Genomic DNA, 16,050 nt, shown 5'->3' on the forward strand with positions numbered 1-16,050 from the left:
CGGTGGACCGGGCACCCGGCTCCTCTCGTCGTACGCCGGGTCAGACCGTGGCAGGGAAACGGTCCCAGACCCGGTGCATGCCGAGGAGCTGCTTGACCTCTTCCAGTACCTCGCTGCCCGTGGCCCCGGTCACCACGCCCGGCGCGTCCTGCGGCACGCCGGCCGAGGCGAGGACACCGTCACCGCCCGCCCACGTCCCGATCGCCTTGGCATGCCGGTACGCCTCGTTCAGCAGCAGGATCACCCGGGGGTCGGTGGCCGTGCCGGCCGCGCCCGCCTTGGCGTCCCGCGCACCGATCGCGTCGGCGCCCGCGCCGGGGGCACCGGCGAGCAGGACGGCGTCGAACTCGATGGAGCGGGCGGTGGCATAGGTCCGCTGGACGGTGACCGGGTCGCCGTCGGCGTCGAGGACACCTCCGGCGGGAGCGATGACCAGCGGCACCATGCCGGCACCCTCCACGGCGTCGCGTACCGCCCGGACACCGTCGAGGTCGGCGTCCTTGTCGGCGACGATGCCGATGACCCGCCCGTCCAGCGGCCAGACACCGCCGACCTGCGACAGGGCCGGGCTGGGCTCCGGGTCCGCGAGCGGTCCGTCCGGCTCGGGCGCCGGCAGCCCGAGACCGGCGGCGACCTGCTCGCACAACTGGGCGTCGATCCGGGCGAGCACCTTGAGGGCCCGCTCCTTGATCACCTGTTCGTAGCACTTGCCCAGCTCGAAGGTGTACGCGGCGATGATGTGCTCGCGCTCCACGGGAGTCATGCTGAGCCAGAAGAGGCGGGGCTGGCTGAAGTGGTCGTCGAACGACTCGGGTGCCTCGCGCACCTTCCGGCTCGCGGCGACCTCGGCGGGCACCTCGACGAACGCCCCGTTGTCCGCGCCCGCCAGGAACGGGCAGCCTCCGTCGAGGGAGTTGGGCCGGTACGGCGCCACGCCACGGTGGACCGCCGTCTGGTGCATGCCGTCCCGCAGCATGTCGTTGACCGGGGCGTGCGTGCGGTTGATGGGCAGCTGCGGGAAGTTGGGGCCGCCGAGCCGGGTGAGCTGGGTGTCGACGTAACTGAAGAGCCTGCCCTGGAGCAGCGGGTCGTTGGTGACGTCGATGCCCGGCACCATGTTGCCGACGTGGAACGCGACCTGCTCGGTCTCGGCGAAGAAGTTCGACGGGTTGGCGTCGAGTGTCATCAGGCCGATCGGCTGGACCGGGGCGAGTTCCTCCGGAACGATCTTCGTCGGGTCGAGCAGGTCGATGCCCTGGAACATCTGCTCGGGGTTGTCCGGGAACGTCTGGACGCCCAGCTCCCACTGCGGGAAGGCGCCGGCCTCGATGGCGTCGGCAAGGTCCCGGCGGTGGAAGTCCGGATCGACGCCGCTCGCGATCTGGGCCTCCTCCCAGACCTGGGAGTGGACACCCAGCTTGGGCTTCCAGTGGAACTTGACCAGGGTGGAGGCGCCTTCGGCGTCGACCAGCCGGAAGGTGTGGACGCCGAAGCCCTCCATCGTGCGGTACGAGCGCGGGATACCCCGGTCGGACATGTTCCACAGGGTGTGGTGCGTCGCCTCGGAGTGCAGGGTCACGAAGTCCCAGAACGTGTCGTGGGCGCTCTGTGCCTGCGGGATCTCCCGGTCGGGATGCGGCTTGCCGGCGTGGATGACGTCGGGGAACTTGATGGCGTCCTGGATGAAGAACACCGGGATGTTGTTCCCGACGAGGTCGAAGACACCCTCCTCGGTGTAGAACTTCGTGGCGAAGCCCCGGGTGTCGCGCACGGTGTCGGCCGACCCGCGTGAGCCGAGCACGGTGGAGAACCTCACGAAGACCGGGGTCTCCACGTCCTTCGCCAGGAAGGCGGCCTTGGAGATCTTCGCCGCGCTCCCGTATCCGCGGAACACCCCGTGGGCCGCGGCACCACGGGCGTGCACCACACGCTCCGGGATGCGCTCGTGGTCGAAGTGGGTGATCTTCTCCCGCAGATGGTGGTCCTGGAGCAGGACCGGGCCACGGGGGCCGGCCTTCAGGGAATGGTCGGTGTCGTACAGCCGGGCGCCCTGTGCCGTGGTCAGGTAGGCACCGCTCTGGGCGTTGCGTGCCTGGTCCGCTCCGGTCGGCTGACCGGTCGGACTCACCGTCTCGGGGCCGGTCTGGTCGTCCTTGGGGGGCAGCGGCTCGCGGGGGGCGGTCGGCTCGTCCGCCGACGGGGGCATGCTGCTGGGCGCGCCGGGAATCGGCTTGTTTCCCTTGTTCTCCGTCACTTCTTCGTCCTCCTGAGATGTAGCCCGTCGCCGGACCGGCGTGCCGGTGACAAGGCGCGGCAAGCTGCCCGGGCACACGTATACCTGCCGTGGCAGGGCACCCCTGCCACGGCAGGTACAGTGCCGTCACTCGTTCGGCAGCGTCTTTCGGGGATGTGGGTCAGACGTTCTCCCTGGGGATCTGTTCGTTCCAGGTGCGGGAGAACACCCGGCGGCCGCCCTCGTATCCGTCGAGCGTGGCGTCCACGTGGAAGGTGTCCTCGTCCGAGGTCAGCACGGTCCGCGTCTCCACCCGGACGTCCCAGCCGGGACGGCCGAAGCGCATCTCCCAGGCCGACTCACCGCGCACGGATCCGAAGTCCTCGCCGACCCAGCTGTACTTCTCGCAGGCCCTCAGCCCGGTCTCGATCCCGTTGTCCTCGTACCGCTGGAGTCCGCGGTCCTTCACGATGTCGAGAACCGACCGGTAGTTCACGAGGTCCCTGGAGACGGTCCACGCCTGCTCCGGCTCACTCAGCCGGGTCACGGCCGGGGGCGCGCAGCCCTCGGGCTCACCGAAGGGGCGCAGTGCCTTGTCCTCGGGTACGTCGTCCGGGCGGACCGGCAGGGTGAGGGCGCTGCCCTTCTCGTACACGCTGAGCAGTGCGGGTCCGGGCGCCGGCCACACGAGCGGCCAGTACGAGGTGGACAGTGACAGCCGGATGCGGTGCCCGGGAGGGAACGCCTGCGCGACACCGTGGAGTGGTACCCGCACCCGGTAGCGCCTGCCCGGCTCCAGTGCCTCCGGTGCCTCCTCGCGGTCGCGGTGGGTGAGGTTGAGCACCCCGTACGTGACGCGGGTCGAGCGCCCGTCCGGGGCCACGTCGGACAGCCTGACGTTCACCTGCGCGACCGGGGCGTCCGCGGCCACCTCCACGACGACGACGGGTGCGCCGAGGATCTCGATCCGCTCGGGCAGCGGCTCGGTCTGGAAGACGAGCGAGCCGCCGTCCTCCTCGCGCTGGTCGTAGGGCAGGTCCGGCGGAGCGTTGTACGAGGCCCATTTGCCGGCGAACTGACCGACGGACAGCGGCGACTGCACGGTCCGGACCCGGTCCTCCTGCTCCATGCTCCCGTCCGGCATCCCGAGGGCCCCGTCGCGCAGCGGGAAGACGGCTTCGCCGATGTTCGGGGAGGGCCAGGAGGGCTCACCGACCCAGCGGCCCGGCCGTTCCTCGTACGAGGTCGAGGGCGGCACGCTCTCCTGCATCCACGCCTTGAGCATGGGGCCGTCCATCACGCCGTTGTCGACGCCCTTGAGCCAGTGGTCCCACCAGCGGACCACTTCCTGGAGGTATCCGATGGCCGGTCCCGGCTCGCCGAGGTGCGGGAGCTTGTGCGACCAGGGGCCGATCAGTCCCTTGCGGGGCACGTCGACGTTGCTCAGCAGCCGGGTCACCGCGTTGGAGTAGCCGTCCGCCCAGCCGCTGGAGGCGAGCACCGGGCAGCGCAGGGCCGAGTAGTCCTCGCTGAGGCTGGCGTGGCGCCAGTAGTCGTCCCGTTGCTGGTGGCGCAGCCATTCGAGGACCCAGGGGCGTGCGGCGTCGAGCCGTTCCCGCCACATCTCCCGCCAGCGTTCACCGACCACGGCCGGATCGGGCGGGCACGTGGCGTAGGCGAACATCGTCCCGGCCTCGGCCAGGTTGTCGGACAGCATCGCGCCGCCGAGGTAGTGCATGTCGTCCGCGTACCTGTCGTCGGTGAACGACGCGATGCAGATGGCGCGCAGGCTCGGCGGCCTGCGCGCGGCCGTCTGGAGGGCGGCGAAGGCTCCCCAGGAGATGCCCGTCATCCCGGTGTTGCCGTCGCACCAGGGCTGCTCGGCCATCCAGGCCAGCACCGCCTCGGCGTCGCTCTGCTCCTGTTCCAGGTACTCGTCCAGCAGCACCCCCTCCGACTCGCCGGTCCCCCGCAGGTCGACACGCACGCACGCGTAGCCGTGGCCTGCGACGTAGGGATGGTTGATGGCGTCGCGCGTGGAAGTGAGGTCGTTCTTCCGGTACGGGATGTACTCCAGAACGGCCGGTACGGGCTCCGCGTCGGAGGCGGTGGGACGCCAGATCCGTGCGGAGAGCTTGACTCCGTCCTCCATGGGGATCGTGACGTGCTTCTCTTCCTGGATCGCGCAGGGCAGCTGGTCGACGTAGCGCATGCCTGGGCGACCTCCTTTCGTCGTGCCGGACCTGACGGGCTCACCGGGTCTTCGTGCCGCGGCCTCCCGGCTCGGTCTCGTCGAAGGTGAGTCCGAGGGCGGCAACGCACCGGTCGAACTTGCGACGCAGGTCCTCCTCGTCGTCGCCCCCGGTGAAGATGTGTGCCACCTCGTAGCTGTAGCTGTCCTGCTGGGAGACGGTGGAGAGCTTCTGGCCCTCCTCGGGTACGACGTCGATACGCACGCCGGGTATCTCGCGCTCGATGGCGGCGATGCGCTCCGGGGTGGGCACCTCGTGCACCTTCCCGTCACCGAACCAGCGGTAGTACCACTTGGCGGCCACGGCGTACGGGCCCTTGCCGCCCGGGAGTGCCGGGTCGCGGTCCAGCGCGAGGCTGATCATGCGGTGGTGGTTGGGGGCGCCGTCGACGTAGTCGAAGAGTTCGGCGTGGGACTGCGAGTGCCGCGGGTTGATCTCCAGCAGGCTGATGTCCTGGGTCTTCGGGTCGTAGAAGTACTCGATGCTGAAGGTGGCCGACTCCATGCCGATCTGGCGCATGGTCCGCTCGCTGACCTCGTGCAGCTTGCGGATGACCGGGGCGGGGAGGCCGCTCGGGTACTGATGGCGCAGGAAGCACGGGGAGGCCGGGTAGTTGATCGAGTCAAGGACGCCGTACACATGCGCCTCGCCCTTGTACACGTAACCCTCGACGGCCACCTGGATCCCGGTCATCGCCTCCTCCGCCAGGCAGACCTCGCCCCCTACTCCCTCCATCTCCGGGGGGAGTTCCAGCAGGCCGAGTACGGAGTCGAAGGGCCTGCCGACCCGGCTTATGCCTGCCCGGATCTCGTCGACGGCCTTGCGGAACTCCGTCATGTCCGAGACGCCGAAGGCCAGCTCGGACGAATAGGCGAGGGCCGGCTTGAGCCACATGGGGAAGTTCACACCCTCGGGCGGCTCGGGATCCTCCGTGTCGAGGTCCACCCGGCCGAAGCGCGGGTACTCGTCGATGACCTTCTGCTGTTCGAGCCGGCTCCAGTACTTGTGCTCGCACTTGACGACGGATTCGAGACTGGTCGTACGCACTCCGTACTCCTTGCCGAGCATCGGGACGAGGGTGCTCACCGGGAAGTCCCAGTACCCGACGATGGCGTCGATGCTGCCTTCGTGCGCGTCGAGAACGGCTCGGGCACGGTCCATCAGGTCGGGCACGGAAACCTCGCCCTCCTGCAGCTCCCCGACGGTCAGCAGGCGGTGGAACCGGTAGGCGTCGGCGTCCGGTACCGCCTCCAGCATCGGCAGGTTGGAGTCGTCCAGGCCGACGACGAAGATGTTCTTGCGCTGTACCTGCGGCATGTGGGTGTCCCTTCGGTAAGACGTGTTCCGGGCACTCCACAGCGCGTGCCCTGGCAGACGGCGGACATGCGGACCGTCTGCCGGGGCGGCGTCTCCGGGCTGTCGCCCGGCGTCAGCGCACTCCTCGGGGGCGGTACTGGACGCTGATACGCGGCCCCCTGGCGTGCGCGGTCTTGGGGATCGCGTGCTGCCAGGTGCGCTGGCAGGAGCCGCCCATGACGATCAGGTCGCCGTGGCCCAGCGGCCGGCGTACGGTGTCGCCGCCTCGGCACGGACGCAGGAGCAGATCACGAGGGGCCCCGAGGGAGAGGATCGCCACCATGGTGTCCTCGTGCGAGCTGCGTCCGGTCAGGTCACCGTGCCACGCGACGCTGTCGCGCCCGTCCCGGTAGTAGCAGAGCCCGGCCGTGGTGAAGGGTTCGCCCAGTTCGTCACCGTAGTGGGAGGACAGCGCGTCCCGGGCCTCGTCCAGTACGGGGTTCGGCAGGGCGTCCTGGGTGCGGTAGAAGGCGAGCAGCCGGGGCACGTCGACCGTCCGGTCGTACATCTGCCTGCGCTCCGCCCGCCAGGGCACCGCTGCCGCGAGTTCGGCGAAGAGCTCGTCCGCACCGCTCAGCCAGCCCGGCAGCAGGTCGATCCACGCCCCGTCGCCGAGGACGGTCCTGCGCACCCCGGTGAGACGGCCCAGGTGCGGGCGGTCGGCCTGGTCGAACAGCGAACCCTGGAGATGAGCGGTCATGCGGACAAGCCTACCCGGGCATTAGAACAAACGTTCCCTTCGCCGGGTAGGGGCCTGACCCCGGGATCGTCACCGTGCGGGGCCCGGCGCCTCGGGATCGTCACCGCTGAGCTCCGGCTCCAGGCCTTCGGCCACCTCGGTCCGGCCCAGGCCCGCGTCGGCGCGCCAGGCCTCGAAAGCCCAGCCGGTGAGGGCCACCACCGCCAGCCCGAGCGTCCAGCCTCCGAGCACGTCGCTGAACCAGTGGACTCCGAGCGCTATACGGGTGAATCCGACCCCCAGTACCGAGAGGACCGCCACGGCCCAGAACAGGGGACGGAGGCCTCGGCGCACCACCGGCAGGAGGACGAGCAGCAGGATGGCGAACGAGGTGGTGGCGGTCATGGCGTGGCCTGAGGGGAACGAGAACCCGGGGGCGTGCGCCACCGGGTCCGGCAGGTCGGGCCTCGCCCGCTCCACGACGATCTTCACCAGGAGACCTGTCAGCCCTCCGGCCACCGCGGTGACGGCCGACCACGCGGCCAGACGCCAGGCTCGGCGGTGCACCAGCCACAGGGTGAGCACCGCGACCGCTGCGCGCAGGGTCACGGGGTCCCACACCACGTCGGAGAAGAAGCGCAGGGTGCCCGTCCATGCCGGATGGTCGAGAGCCGTCCGGTTCAGCCACCGGGCAGCGCCCGCGTCGACGCGCCGCAGCGGATGCCATCCACTCTCCACGAGGACGAGCAGGAGGCCGAAGAGGACGGCGGCGACCGCGGCCACGGCTGCGGATCCGAAGAGCCGGACCCCGAATCTGCGGTCGGCATCCCGGCGGCTCCGTCGTCGGGCCGGGGCAGCGGGTCGGGCAGTCATTCAGGCTCCTGGGTCGGGTTGTACGGGACCGGGCCGCCTGGCCCGCACCGCCTCCAGCTGGGCGGCGAAGGAGAGGCCGAGGAAGAGGGCTATGGAGGTGAGGTAGGCCCAGAGCAGCAGGGACATGAAGGCCGTGAGCGGGCCGTACACCGTGTCGAACGAACCGCTGACCTCGAGATAGAGGCTGAGCAGCCAGGTCAGCGTGGTCCACAGCACCAGGTACACGGCGGCTCCGAAGGCCAGCCAGGTGTAGCCCGGCTGCCTGCGCCTCGGCGAGCGGCGGAAGATCGCGCTCGCCGAGATGAGGACGAGGACCAACCCCGCGGGCCAGCGCAGCAGGTCCCAGGCGGAGCGGGCGCCGGCGCCGAGGTCGTACACGTCGACCACGGCGGCCACCAGGTCGCCGCCGGCCACCATCGCGACGAAACCGACGCCGAGCGGGATACCGGCGGTCATCGACATCACCAGCCCCCTCAGGTACTTCAGGTGGAAGACCCGGTCACGCTCGACGCCGTAGATGCGGTTGGCGCCGCGCTCTATCTGGCACATCGCCGTCGTCGTGTTGGTCAGGGAGAAGACCAGCCCGAACCACAGGGCGAGCTGGGCACCGTCGTCGGCCCTCTGGCGGCTGCGGTCCAGCGCGTCCTGAACCACCTCGGCGCTCGGCCCCGCCGTGATCCGGTGGATCGTCAGTTCCGCCACCCTGCCCAGGTTCTCCGTGTGCAGGGCGGTGGACAGTCCGACGAAGGCGATGACCAGAGGCACCACGGCCAGGACGGTCTGCAGGGCCAGCGCCCGGGAGTGGCTGAAGCCGTCGGCGTACCGGAAGCGGACGAACGAGTCGCGCAGCAGCGGCCAGCGGCCGTAGCGCCGCAGGGCGGCGAGCGCCTCGTCCCCGGACAGTTCGCTGCCGACCATGTCGCGGGTCTGCGGGACCCTGGTGGCGGTGCCCATCTCACTCTCCTATTTCGGGCATGAGCACGGTCAGCGCCCCGGGCCTGACCTCGGCGGTGAGGCGCCGGCCCGGGATCACGAGGTCGCCGTCCAGCTCACGCTGCTGGGGTGTCTCGAAGCGGATGTCCGCGTGGCGGAAGGTGAAGTACTCCACGGGGCGGGGGCCGCCCGCACGGCCGGAGTGTCCCACGGGCCGGCGGCGCACCAGCGCCGCGACGGCACCCAGCCAGCCGGCGGGTCCGCGTGGGTCGAGGATCATGAGGTCGAGGAGGCCGTCGTCGGGTCTCGCCTCCGGCACCAGGGCTGCCCCGCCCTGCACCTTTCCGGTGTTGGCCACGAGCACCATCCGGGCGGTGCGCCGCAGCGGCCGTGCTCCGTCGATACGGACCGTCAGGCGCATCCGGGGTGCGCGCAGCTCACGCAGGCCGGCCATCGCGTAGGCGGGCCAGCCGAGCACGGCCTTGGCGCGGTCACTGGTGCTCTCCAGCATCGCGGCGTCGAGCCCCGCCCCCGACATCACCGTGAAGTGAGCGGGCGCCATTCCGTCGCCCTCGATCCGCCCGAGGTCGATGCGGTGGGGAGCACCGCGCAGCGCGACGGCCAGCGCCTGCGCCGGCTTCACCGGAAGACCCAGGTTGCGGGCCAGGAGGTTCCCCGTACCGCAGGGCACCACCGCGAGCGCCACGCCCGTGCCGGCCAGCGCCTCCGCGGCCGCGCGGACCGTCCCGTCACCGCCGCAGACCACGACGAGTGACGCTCCTTCCCGCACGGCGCGTGCCGTCTGGCCCTGTCCCGGGTCGTCGGCCGTGGTCGGTACGAAGTCCGCTCCGTGACGCCCGTGCTCCTCGAGGACCCGTCGGAGGCCGGCGCGGGCCGCCTCGTCGGTGACGGTGGGGTTGAAGACCACGGTGGTGCGGCCGGGAGCATCCTCCTCCGGCTTCCGGGGGGCCGGTGTCCGACGGCCGCCCGTGCCCGCGGGCGCACCGGCGGGCACATGCGGTCCGGCCAGCAGGGCGCGGCCGACGATCAGCAGGGAGAGTCCTCCGTTGAGCAGACCTCCAGCGATGTCCGTCGGATGGTGCATCCCCCGGTACGCCCTGGCCACCCCCACCAGCAGGGGCAGGAGCAGCAGCAGCAGCGCAGCCACGGGCCTGCGCCACGGGCCCTTCGTCCGGTGCAGGACCAGGACCGCGAGGCCGGCGTAGAGGGCTGTCGCCGCACCGGTGTGTCCGGAGGTGTAGCTGGAGGTGGGGGGCGAGGCGTCGAGCCGTTCGACATCCGGCCGGGTACGGTCCACCGCTTCGGTGATGACCAGGAAGACCAGGGACTGCAGTGACACGGCCACAGCCAGGAACAGCGCGTCCCGCCACCGGGGAAGCCGGGGGACCACGAGCAGGACGAGGCAGGAGAGGAGGGTGCCGAGGACGACCGTGATCGTGTTGCCGGCCTCGGACACGACGAGGGACACCGTGTCCAGCGTGCCGGTCCGGGCCCGCTCCAGGGCGTCGGTCACCTCGTCCTCGGACGTCAGTGGCCATACCCGGGCGGCGGGCCCGGTGACCAGGAGCCCGAGGCCCACCATCAGGGCGGCCTGGCAGACCGACGTCGACGCGATGATCCCCACCGCCCTGCTCATGCCCCCGGCGGTCTCCGGGGCACCGCCCTGGCGTTCCACGGAGGACCCGGGCGGCGGGGACGGGGCGTCCTCCCTGGCAGGGGGCGGCACGTCCCCTGCGTGCCGCCCCCTGCCAGGGAGGACCGTGCGTCTTTCCGGTGTGTCGGTCGGCATGGCGTTCCCGTCGATTCGATTCGGTGGACCTCGGGCTGAGAGTGCGGCCGGGGCGCACCCCGGCGTTCGCCGTCTGCCCCCTCCTGGCTCCTCCAGACCTGCCACCGGGCACACCGCCTCTGCCGCCCCTCCCACACGGTGTGGCCGGCCCGCCCCGGTCGCAGCGTCCGGGCATCGGTCATAAGCTGCCGGGGCGGACGGGGCAGGACCTCGATGGGCCTGACCAGGACTTCTGCACCGCACGGTGGTCGAACCTGGGTGGCCGGCCGGACGAGCGGCCACCGGGGCGGATCGCATCACTGAGATGCGCGCACGTGGGCAGGAGAGCGGCGACGCCGCACGGCCCTGGTACGGGCGACGGCGGATACGACAGCCTCGAGGGAAGGAGCAGCCCGATGTCGGAAGCAGGACGCGGTGACGACGTCTACCAGCCGGACGGGTCCGACGCGGACAACAGGCCGACGGACGACCTCGATCCGCAGAACGTGATCGACGAGCCCGATATGGACGACACGCTCGACACGGGGTACTCGCCGCCGGAGAAGCCCCTCGGCGTGTCGAAGTACGGCACGACCGGTGAGGAGCAGAGGGAGGGCGAGTCCCTCGAACGCCGCCTCGCGCAGGAGGTCCCCGAGGAGGACCCGCTCGCGGACGGCGCCGACGACGGGCCGGAGGACAACGGTCCGGAGGAGGACGACGCGGGTGACCGGCGCGCCGGACGCGTCGCGGCGGCCGACGAGGAGTCAGGCCTCGAGCGCAACAACAGGGTGCTGGGCCGCGACGTCGGTATCGACGGCGGCGCGGCCTCCGCCGAGGAGGCGGCGGTTCACATCCAGGACGACGACGGGGTCTGAGGGTCCCGGATGCCGCTCGTCCCGGGCCCGGGCCCGGGCCCGGGACGCATACCCCCGCTGATCAGGGGAACGCCACGAACGCGGACCACAACCCGGTGGGCCGCCGGAGGAAAGGTGACAGCCGATGACCGACAACAGCGTGAACCAGCGGAAGGTACTGGCCGTGGTCACCAACTACGGTGTGGAACAGGACGAACTCCTGGTGCCCGTCGATCGCCTCCGCGGCGCCGGAGCCCAGGTCGACGTCGCGGCCGTGTCGATGGACGACATCGTGACGCTGGTCGGCGACAAGGATCCGGGGAAGACCGTCCGGCCCGACCTCACACTGGCCGACGCCGACCCCGCCGCCTACGACCTGCTGCTCATCCCGGGCGGCACCCTGAACGCCGACACCCTGCGCCTCCAGAGCGCCGCCACCGGCATCGTCCGGTCCTTCACGGACTCCGGACGCCCGGTCGCGGCGATCTGCCACGGCCCCTGGGCGCTGGTCGAGGCGGGCGTCGTCGCGGACAAGCGGATGACCTCCTACGCCTCGCTGCGGACCGACATCCGCAACGCGGGAGGCGAGTGGACCGACGAACCGGTCGTGACCGACGGTTCAGGCGGCTGGACTCTGATCACCTCGCGCAATCCGGGTGATCTGGAGCCGTTCGTGCGGGAGATCGACACGGTGCTCGCGGCGGGGACCTGACGTGGTCGTGCCGGGGGCGGTGGCCCCCGGCACGGTCCGCCACGGCGGAGGGGCCTCGAGCGCAGTGAGCGTGCGGGCACCCTCCAGCCGTCCCAGCCGCCTGGAGCCGCCCCCGTGGTCGAGAAGCCGCACCACGCCTTCACCGTTCCAGGCCCGGAGCCCGGTTTCGTACCCCCCTGCCGTCCGCCCGGCGCTCTCACGGGCCATGGGCGTACTGCCGTGACCAGGGGTTCTCGACCATTGCTTTACGCTTTCTTGGTCATCCCTATACCGTGGGCGGCTCACGGGATAGGGAGGGACCGGGGTTGGACGTCTCAACGACCATGTGGGTGCTCACAGTTGGCGGACTGTGTGCACTCGTCGCGGCCGACTTCTTCATAGGCGGCCGCAAGCCGCACGAAGTCTCGATCAAGGAAGCGGGCATCTGGACGATCGTCTGGATCGTTCTCGCCACACTCTTCGGCGTGGGCCTGCTGATCTGGGGCAGTGGACAGGCTTCCGGCGAGTTCTTCGCGGGCTACGTCACCGAGAAGTCGCTCAGTGTCGACAATCTCTTCGTCTTCGTGCTGATCATGGCGAAGTTCGCGGTCCCGACAATCTACCAGCAGCGCGTGCTGATGATCGGCGTACTGATCGCGCTGGCGCTGCGCGCCGTGTTCATCGCCGCTGGCGCCGCCGCGATCGCCTCGTTCGCCTGGGTCTTCTTCATCTTCGGCGCCTTCCTCATCTGGACCGCCTGGAAGCTCATCCAGGAAGCCCGGGCCGGCGAGGAGGACGAGGACTGGGAGGAGGGCCGCCTGATGAAGGCCATCGAGCGGCGCCTGCCCTCCACCGACAAGTGGCACGGCACGAAGATGGTCGTCCGCGAGAACGGCAAGCGGCTGGCCACCCCGATGCTGATCGTCATGCTGGCGATCGGTGTCACGGACGTGCTCTTCGCCGTGGACTCGATCCCGGCGATCTTCGGCCTGACCCAGGACCCGTACATCGTCTTCACGGCCAACGCCTTCGCGCTGATGGGTCTGCGCCAGCTGTACTTCCTCATCGTCGGCCTGCTGAAGAAGCTGGTCCACCTCTCGTACGGCCTGTCGGTCATCCTCGCCTTCATCGGGGTGAAGCTGGTCCTGCACGGCATCCACGAGACGACGAGCCTGCACGTGCCCGAGATATCCCTTCCGGTCTCACTGGGCGTCATCTGCGGCGTGCTGGTGATCACGACGATCACCAGCCTCGCGGCGTCGAAGAAGGCGGAGAAGGCCGCGCAGGCCAGGCAGGCCGAGACGGACGGGCAGGCCGCGCAGGCCAGGCAGGCCGAGACGGACGGGCAGGCCGCGCAGGCCGGGCAGGCCGAGACGGACGGGCCGGGGCCGGCCGAGAAGGCGGACGCCCACGGCTGAGGCACTCCCCCGCGACCGGGCGGCTCCGGGACGGGCATCAGCACGTGCTGCCGGGACCGGTCTCCCCGGCCACGCCCTCGCCGGCCGGCCCGTCCAGCCTGGCAGGGGCCTGGATCCGAGGCGCCGAGGGCGGCCCGGATCCAGGCCACGGAGCACGGGACGGTCACTCCCGGGCCCGGGCCCGGTTCCTCCGGCCTCAGTTCACCTCCTGCCGCAGGCGGGTCACCGAACCCCCGCAGGCCGCAACCGTGTGCGACGGGGTCCGGGCCGAGGGCCCGGACAGCCGCTGTCCGCTCGACACGCGGGTCTCACCCCAGCGGGGGGAGGTCGAGGTGCTCACGCAGGGTGGTGCCCCGGTATTCGGTGCGGTAGACCCCGCGTTCCTGGAGTTCCGGGACGAGCTTGTCGACGATGTCCGTGACGGAGGCCGGAAGCAGGTGCGGCAGGAGGTTGAAGCCGTCCACGGCGCGGGTGGTGACGTAGCGGGTCCACTCGTCGGCGACGGCTGATGGGGTGCCGACGAACGACGGGTGCCCCGGGGCCACCTCGAGCACCAGCTGTCGTATGGAAAGGCTCCGTTCCGCCGCCAGATCTCGCCACTTCCGTATCACGGTCTGCTTGCCGCTGCGCAGCTCGATGGAGATCGTGCCGCGCGAAGGGTCGAGTTCCTGCTCACTGGGCTCGATGTCGGGCAGCGGGCCGTCCGGGTCGTAGGCCGAGAGGTCGGCGCCCCAGTACTGCTCGAGGAAGGCGATGGCCCGCACCCCGTTGACCTGCTCACCTCGCACCCAGCGCGCCTTCTCCTCCGCCTCGGCCGCGGTGTCGCCGAGGACCACGCTCGCGCCCGGCAGGATCCGCAGCGAGTCCGGCGTCCGGCCGTGGCGGGACAGGCGGTCCCGCAGATCGGCGGCGTAGGCCACGGCCTTGCCGTACTCGGTGTTGGCGGAGAAGACCACGTCGGCATGGCGGGCGGCGAGTTCACGGCCGCCGTCGGAGTCACCGGCCTGGAACAGCACCGGGCGGCCCTGGCGGCTGCCCGGCACGGTGGCGGTCGCACGTAGCCGCACGAGATCGCTGTCCCGCTCCACCGGGCTGATCGAGCCGGGCCGCGCCCAGCTCGCGGCGCGGCTGTCGGGCGCGACGCCGTCCGGTTCCCAGGACGCCCACAGCTCCTTGGCCGCTTCGACGAACTGTCCTGCGCGCTCGTAGCGGCGCTCGTGCTCCAGCCAGCCTCCATGGCGGAAGTTGGCTCCGGTCCAGGCGTTGTCGGTGGTGACGATGTTCCATCCCGCCCGGCCGTCCGACAGCAGGTCCAGGCTTGCCAGCCGGCGGGCCAGGTCGGCCGGATAGTTGTAGGTGGTGTTCTGGGTGGCCACCAGGCCGATGCGCTCGGTGACGGCGGCGAGCGCGGCGAGCTGAGTGATCGCGTCCGGCCGGCCGGCCACGTCGAGGTCGAAGACCTTGCCGCGGTTCTCCCGGACTCTCAGGCCCTCCCCGAGGAAGAACGCGTCGAACAGGCCTCGCTCCAGGACCTGTGCGATCTCGACGAACGTCTCGAACGCCGTGTGCGAGGGCGCTTGTGGATCGGCCCAGATCAGTTGGGGCCCGACGCCTGTGAAGAACACGCCCAGGTGGAGCTGCGGGCGGGGATTCTGTTCGGTCATGACATTCACCTCAGGCGCTCGTGGCCGCCGGGGCGGCGAACCGGCTGACGGGACGGGGAAGGCCGAGCACCTCGCGCAGTGTGCTGCCGGCCCGGGGCGCGCGCCGCCTCGCCCCGGCCTGCTTCGGCAGCACTCGCTCGGCCAGAACCGGCAGGTCGACGGCGAGTACGGCCGGGTGCAGCCTGACTCCGTCCACCGACTCCGCGAGCTCACGCAACAGGTCCAGCAGGGAGTCCGGGGACCCCACATGGCGCAGCCGCCCTGACCCCGGCCATTCGGCGGCGCCGTTCAGCTCGGCGAGCCGGTCCGCGGCCGGGACTGCCGCGTCGAGGAGCACCTCCACCTCGGCGAAGACCAGTGGGGCGCCCGCTTCCCTGGCCGTGGCCGCGCGGGCCGCGACCGACGCTGGATCGGGCCGCGCGACCAGGACCACGTCGGCGCGCGCGTCGGCATCGAGCGTGTCCGGAGCCAGGACGACGATCTGGCCCTGCGGCGGACGCGGAGTGATCAGAGGCCCTTTGACGGTGAAGGACTCGCCCTCGAAGTCGATGTGATGAACCCGTCGCGCGTCCAGGAAGCGGCCGGTCGCCACATCCTTGATGACCGCGTCGTCCTCCCACGAGTCCCACAGGGCGCGGGCGGTGTCGATGACATCGGCGGTCTCGCGGACCAGCTCGGCAGCGGAAAGTGCCGTTCTCCCGACGCCGGCGAGGGCGGCCTCGTCCGCCGCCGCGCCGACCACCCAGCCGGCCCTGCCGTGCGAGGCGTGGTCCAGGCTCGCCAGCTGGGTGGCCAGATGGAACGGTTCCGTGGTGGTGAGGTGCAGGGTGGGCGCGAGGCCTGTCCGCTCGGTGAGCGGCGCGGCGTACGAGGCACGGGTGCCGGCTTCCAGCCGACCGGCCGCCCCTGGGCCGGCACCGGGCGGCAGCGGCGAGTCGGCGAAGGTGACGAGGGCGAAGCCCGCGTCCTCGGCTGCGAGGACGACGTCGCGCACCGCACCGGGGGTCAGGACGGCACCCGGTGGGCGCCCCGAGTGCCTCCATGCGGCGGGGTGGGCGCCGTCGCCGTCGGCTTCCAGGGCGAGATGCAGGCCGGCCGGCCCGGCTTCACGGTCGGTCATGGGATGTACCTCCGGTCGAAGTGCGTTCGAGGGAAGAGGGATTGGCGGAGGACGGAGCGGACGGGCGCGCGGGAGCGGGAGTCTGGAGGGCGACAGAGCCGCCTGGTCACGAAGAGCCGACGGCGCTGATGCGCGGCTGCCGGAACAGCAACGGCGCCGCGGCGAGTGCGACGCTCGATCAGGTGGTC

The 16,050-nt window shown here is 71.2% G+C and carries 12 protein-coding genes; 3 read left to right on the forward strand and 9 right to left on the reverse strand.

Going from position 1 to position 16,050, the window contains the following annotated elements; genetic code table 11:
* Positions 1-40: 40 nt before the first annotated feature.
* The 7 genes from OO67_RS21070 to OO67_RS21100 form a co-directional block, all read right to left on the reverse strand.
* On the reverse strand, positions 41-2,206 hold the full coding sequence (locus tag OO67_RS21070; protein ID WP_157841709.1) for a catalase: 2,166 nt from the start codon (positions 2,204-2,206) through the stop codon (positions 41-43).
* A gap of 208 nt (positions 2,207-2,414) precedes the next feature.
* Positions 2,415-4,445, reverse strand: coding sequence for a CocE/NonD family hydrolase (locus OO67_RS21075; protein ID WP_033302608.1), 2,031 nt, complete (start codon positions 4,443-4,445; stop codon positions 2,415-2,417).
* Positions 4,446-4,485: 40 nt separating this feature from the next.
* Complete coding sequence (locus OO67_RS21080) at positions 4,486-5,802, reverse strand: ATP-grasp domain-containing protein (RefSeq protein WP_033302609.1); 1,317 nt, start codon at positions 5,800-5,802, stop codon at positions 4,486-4,488.
* A 112-nt stretch (positions 5,803-5,914) separates the two neighbouring features.
* Positions 5,915-6,541: an alpha-ketoglutarate-dependent dioxygenase AlkB gene (locus OO67_RS21085; RefSeq protein ID WP_033302610.1), complete on the reverse strand. Its 627-nt coding sequence runs from the start codon at positions 6,539-6,541 to the stop codon at positions 5,915-5,917.
* 69 nt (positions 6,542-6,610) lie between these two features.
* Positions 6,611-7,393: a phosphatase PAP2 family protein gene (locus tag OO67_RS21090; protein ID WP_033302611.1), complete on the reverse strand. Its 783-nt coding sequence runs from the start codon at positions 7,391-7,393 to the stop codon at positions 6,611-6,613.
* Positions 7,394-8,347: a YihY/virulence factor BrkB family protein gene (locus OO67_RS21095; protein WP_033302612.1), complete on the reverse strand. Its 954-nt coding sequence runs from the start codon at positions 8,345-8,347 to the stop codon at positions 7,394-7,396.
* Position 8,348: 1 nt separating this feature from the next.
* Positions 8,349-10,136 carry a bifunctional phosphatase PAP2/diacylglycerol kinase family protein gene (locus OO67_RS21100; RefSeq protein ID WP_078598137.1) on the reverse strand — a complete coding sequence of 596 codons (1,788 nt, stop codon included), beginning with the start codon at positions 10,134-10,136 and terminating at the stop codon, positions 8,349-8,351.
* Between the two features lie 395 nt (positions 10,137-10,531).
* Here OO67_RS21100 and OO67_RS21105 point away from each other — a divergent pair, with 395 nt between their 5' ends.
* From OO67_RS21105 to OO67_RS21115, 3 genes are all read left to right on the forward strand, one after another.
* On the forward strand, positions 10,532-10,990 hold the full coding sequence (locus OO67_RS21105; RefSeq protein WP_033302613.1) for a DUF5709 domain-containing protein: 459 nt from the start codon (positions 10,532-10,534) through the stop codon (positions 10,988-10,990).
* Between the two features lie 124 nt (positions 10,991-11,114).
* Positions 11,115-11,681 (forward strand): type 1 glutamine amidotransferase domain-containing protein, encoded by a 567-nt coding sequence (locus OO67_RS21110; protein WP_033302614.1) that lies wholly within the window; start codon positions 11,115-11,117, stop codon positions 11,679-11,681.
* Positions 11,682-11,986: 305 nt separating this feature from the next.
* Positions 11,987-13,078 carry a TerC family protein gene (locus OO67_RS21115; protein WP_167748666.1) on the forward strand — a complete coding sequence of 364 codons (1,092 nt, stop codon included), beginning with the start codon at positions 11,987-11,989 and terminating at the stop codon, positions 13,076-13,078.
* Between the two features lie 308 nt (positions 13,079-13,386).
* On the opposite strand, the gene OO67_RS21120 is transcribed toward OO67_RS21115, so the two are convergent.
* Entirely contained in the window at positions 13,387-14,742 is a 1,356-nt protein-coding gene (locus OO67_RS21120) for an NtaA/DmoA family FMN-dependent monooxygenase (protein WP_033302615.1), read from the reverse strand.
* A gap of 10 nt (positions 14,743-14,752) precedes the next feature.
* Positions 14,753-15,862: an LLM class flavin-dependent oxidoreductase gene (locus OO67_RS21125; RefSeq protein WP_033302616.1), complete on the reverse strand. Its 1,110-nt coding sequence runs from the start codon at positions 15,860-15,862 to the stop codon at positions 14,753-14,755.
* Positions 15,863-16,050 lie beyond the last annotated feature (188 nt).

The organism is Streptomyces atroolivaceus (genome assembly GCF_000717025.1).
GTDB classification, from domain to species: Bacteria; Actinomycetota; Actinomycetes; order Streptomycetales; family Streptomycetaceae; genus Streptomyces; species Streptomyces atroolivaceus.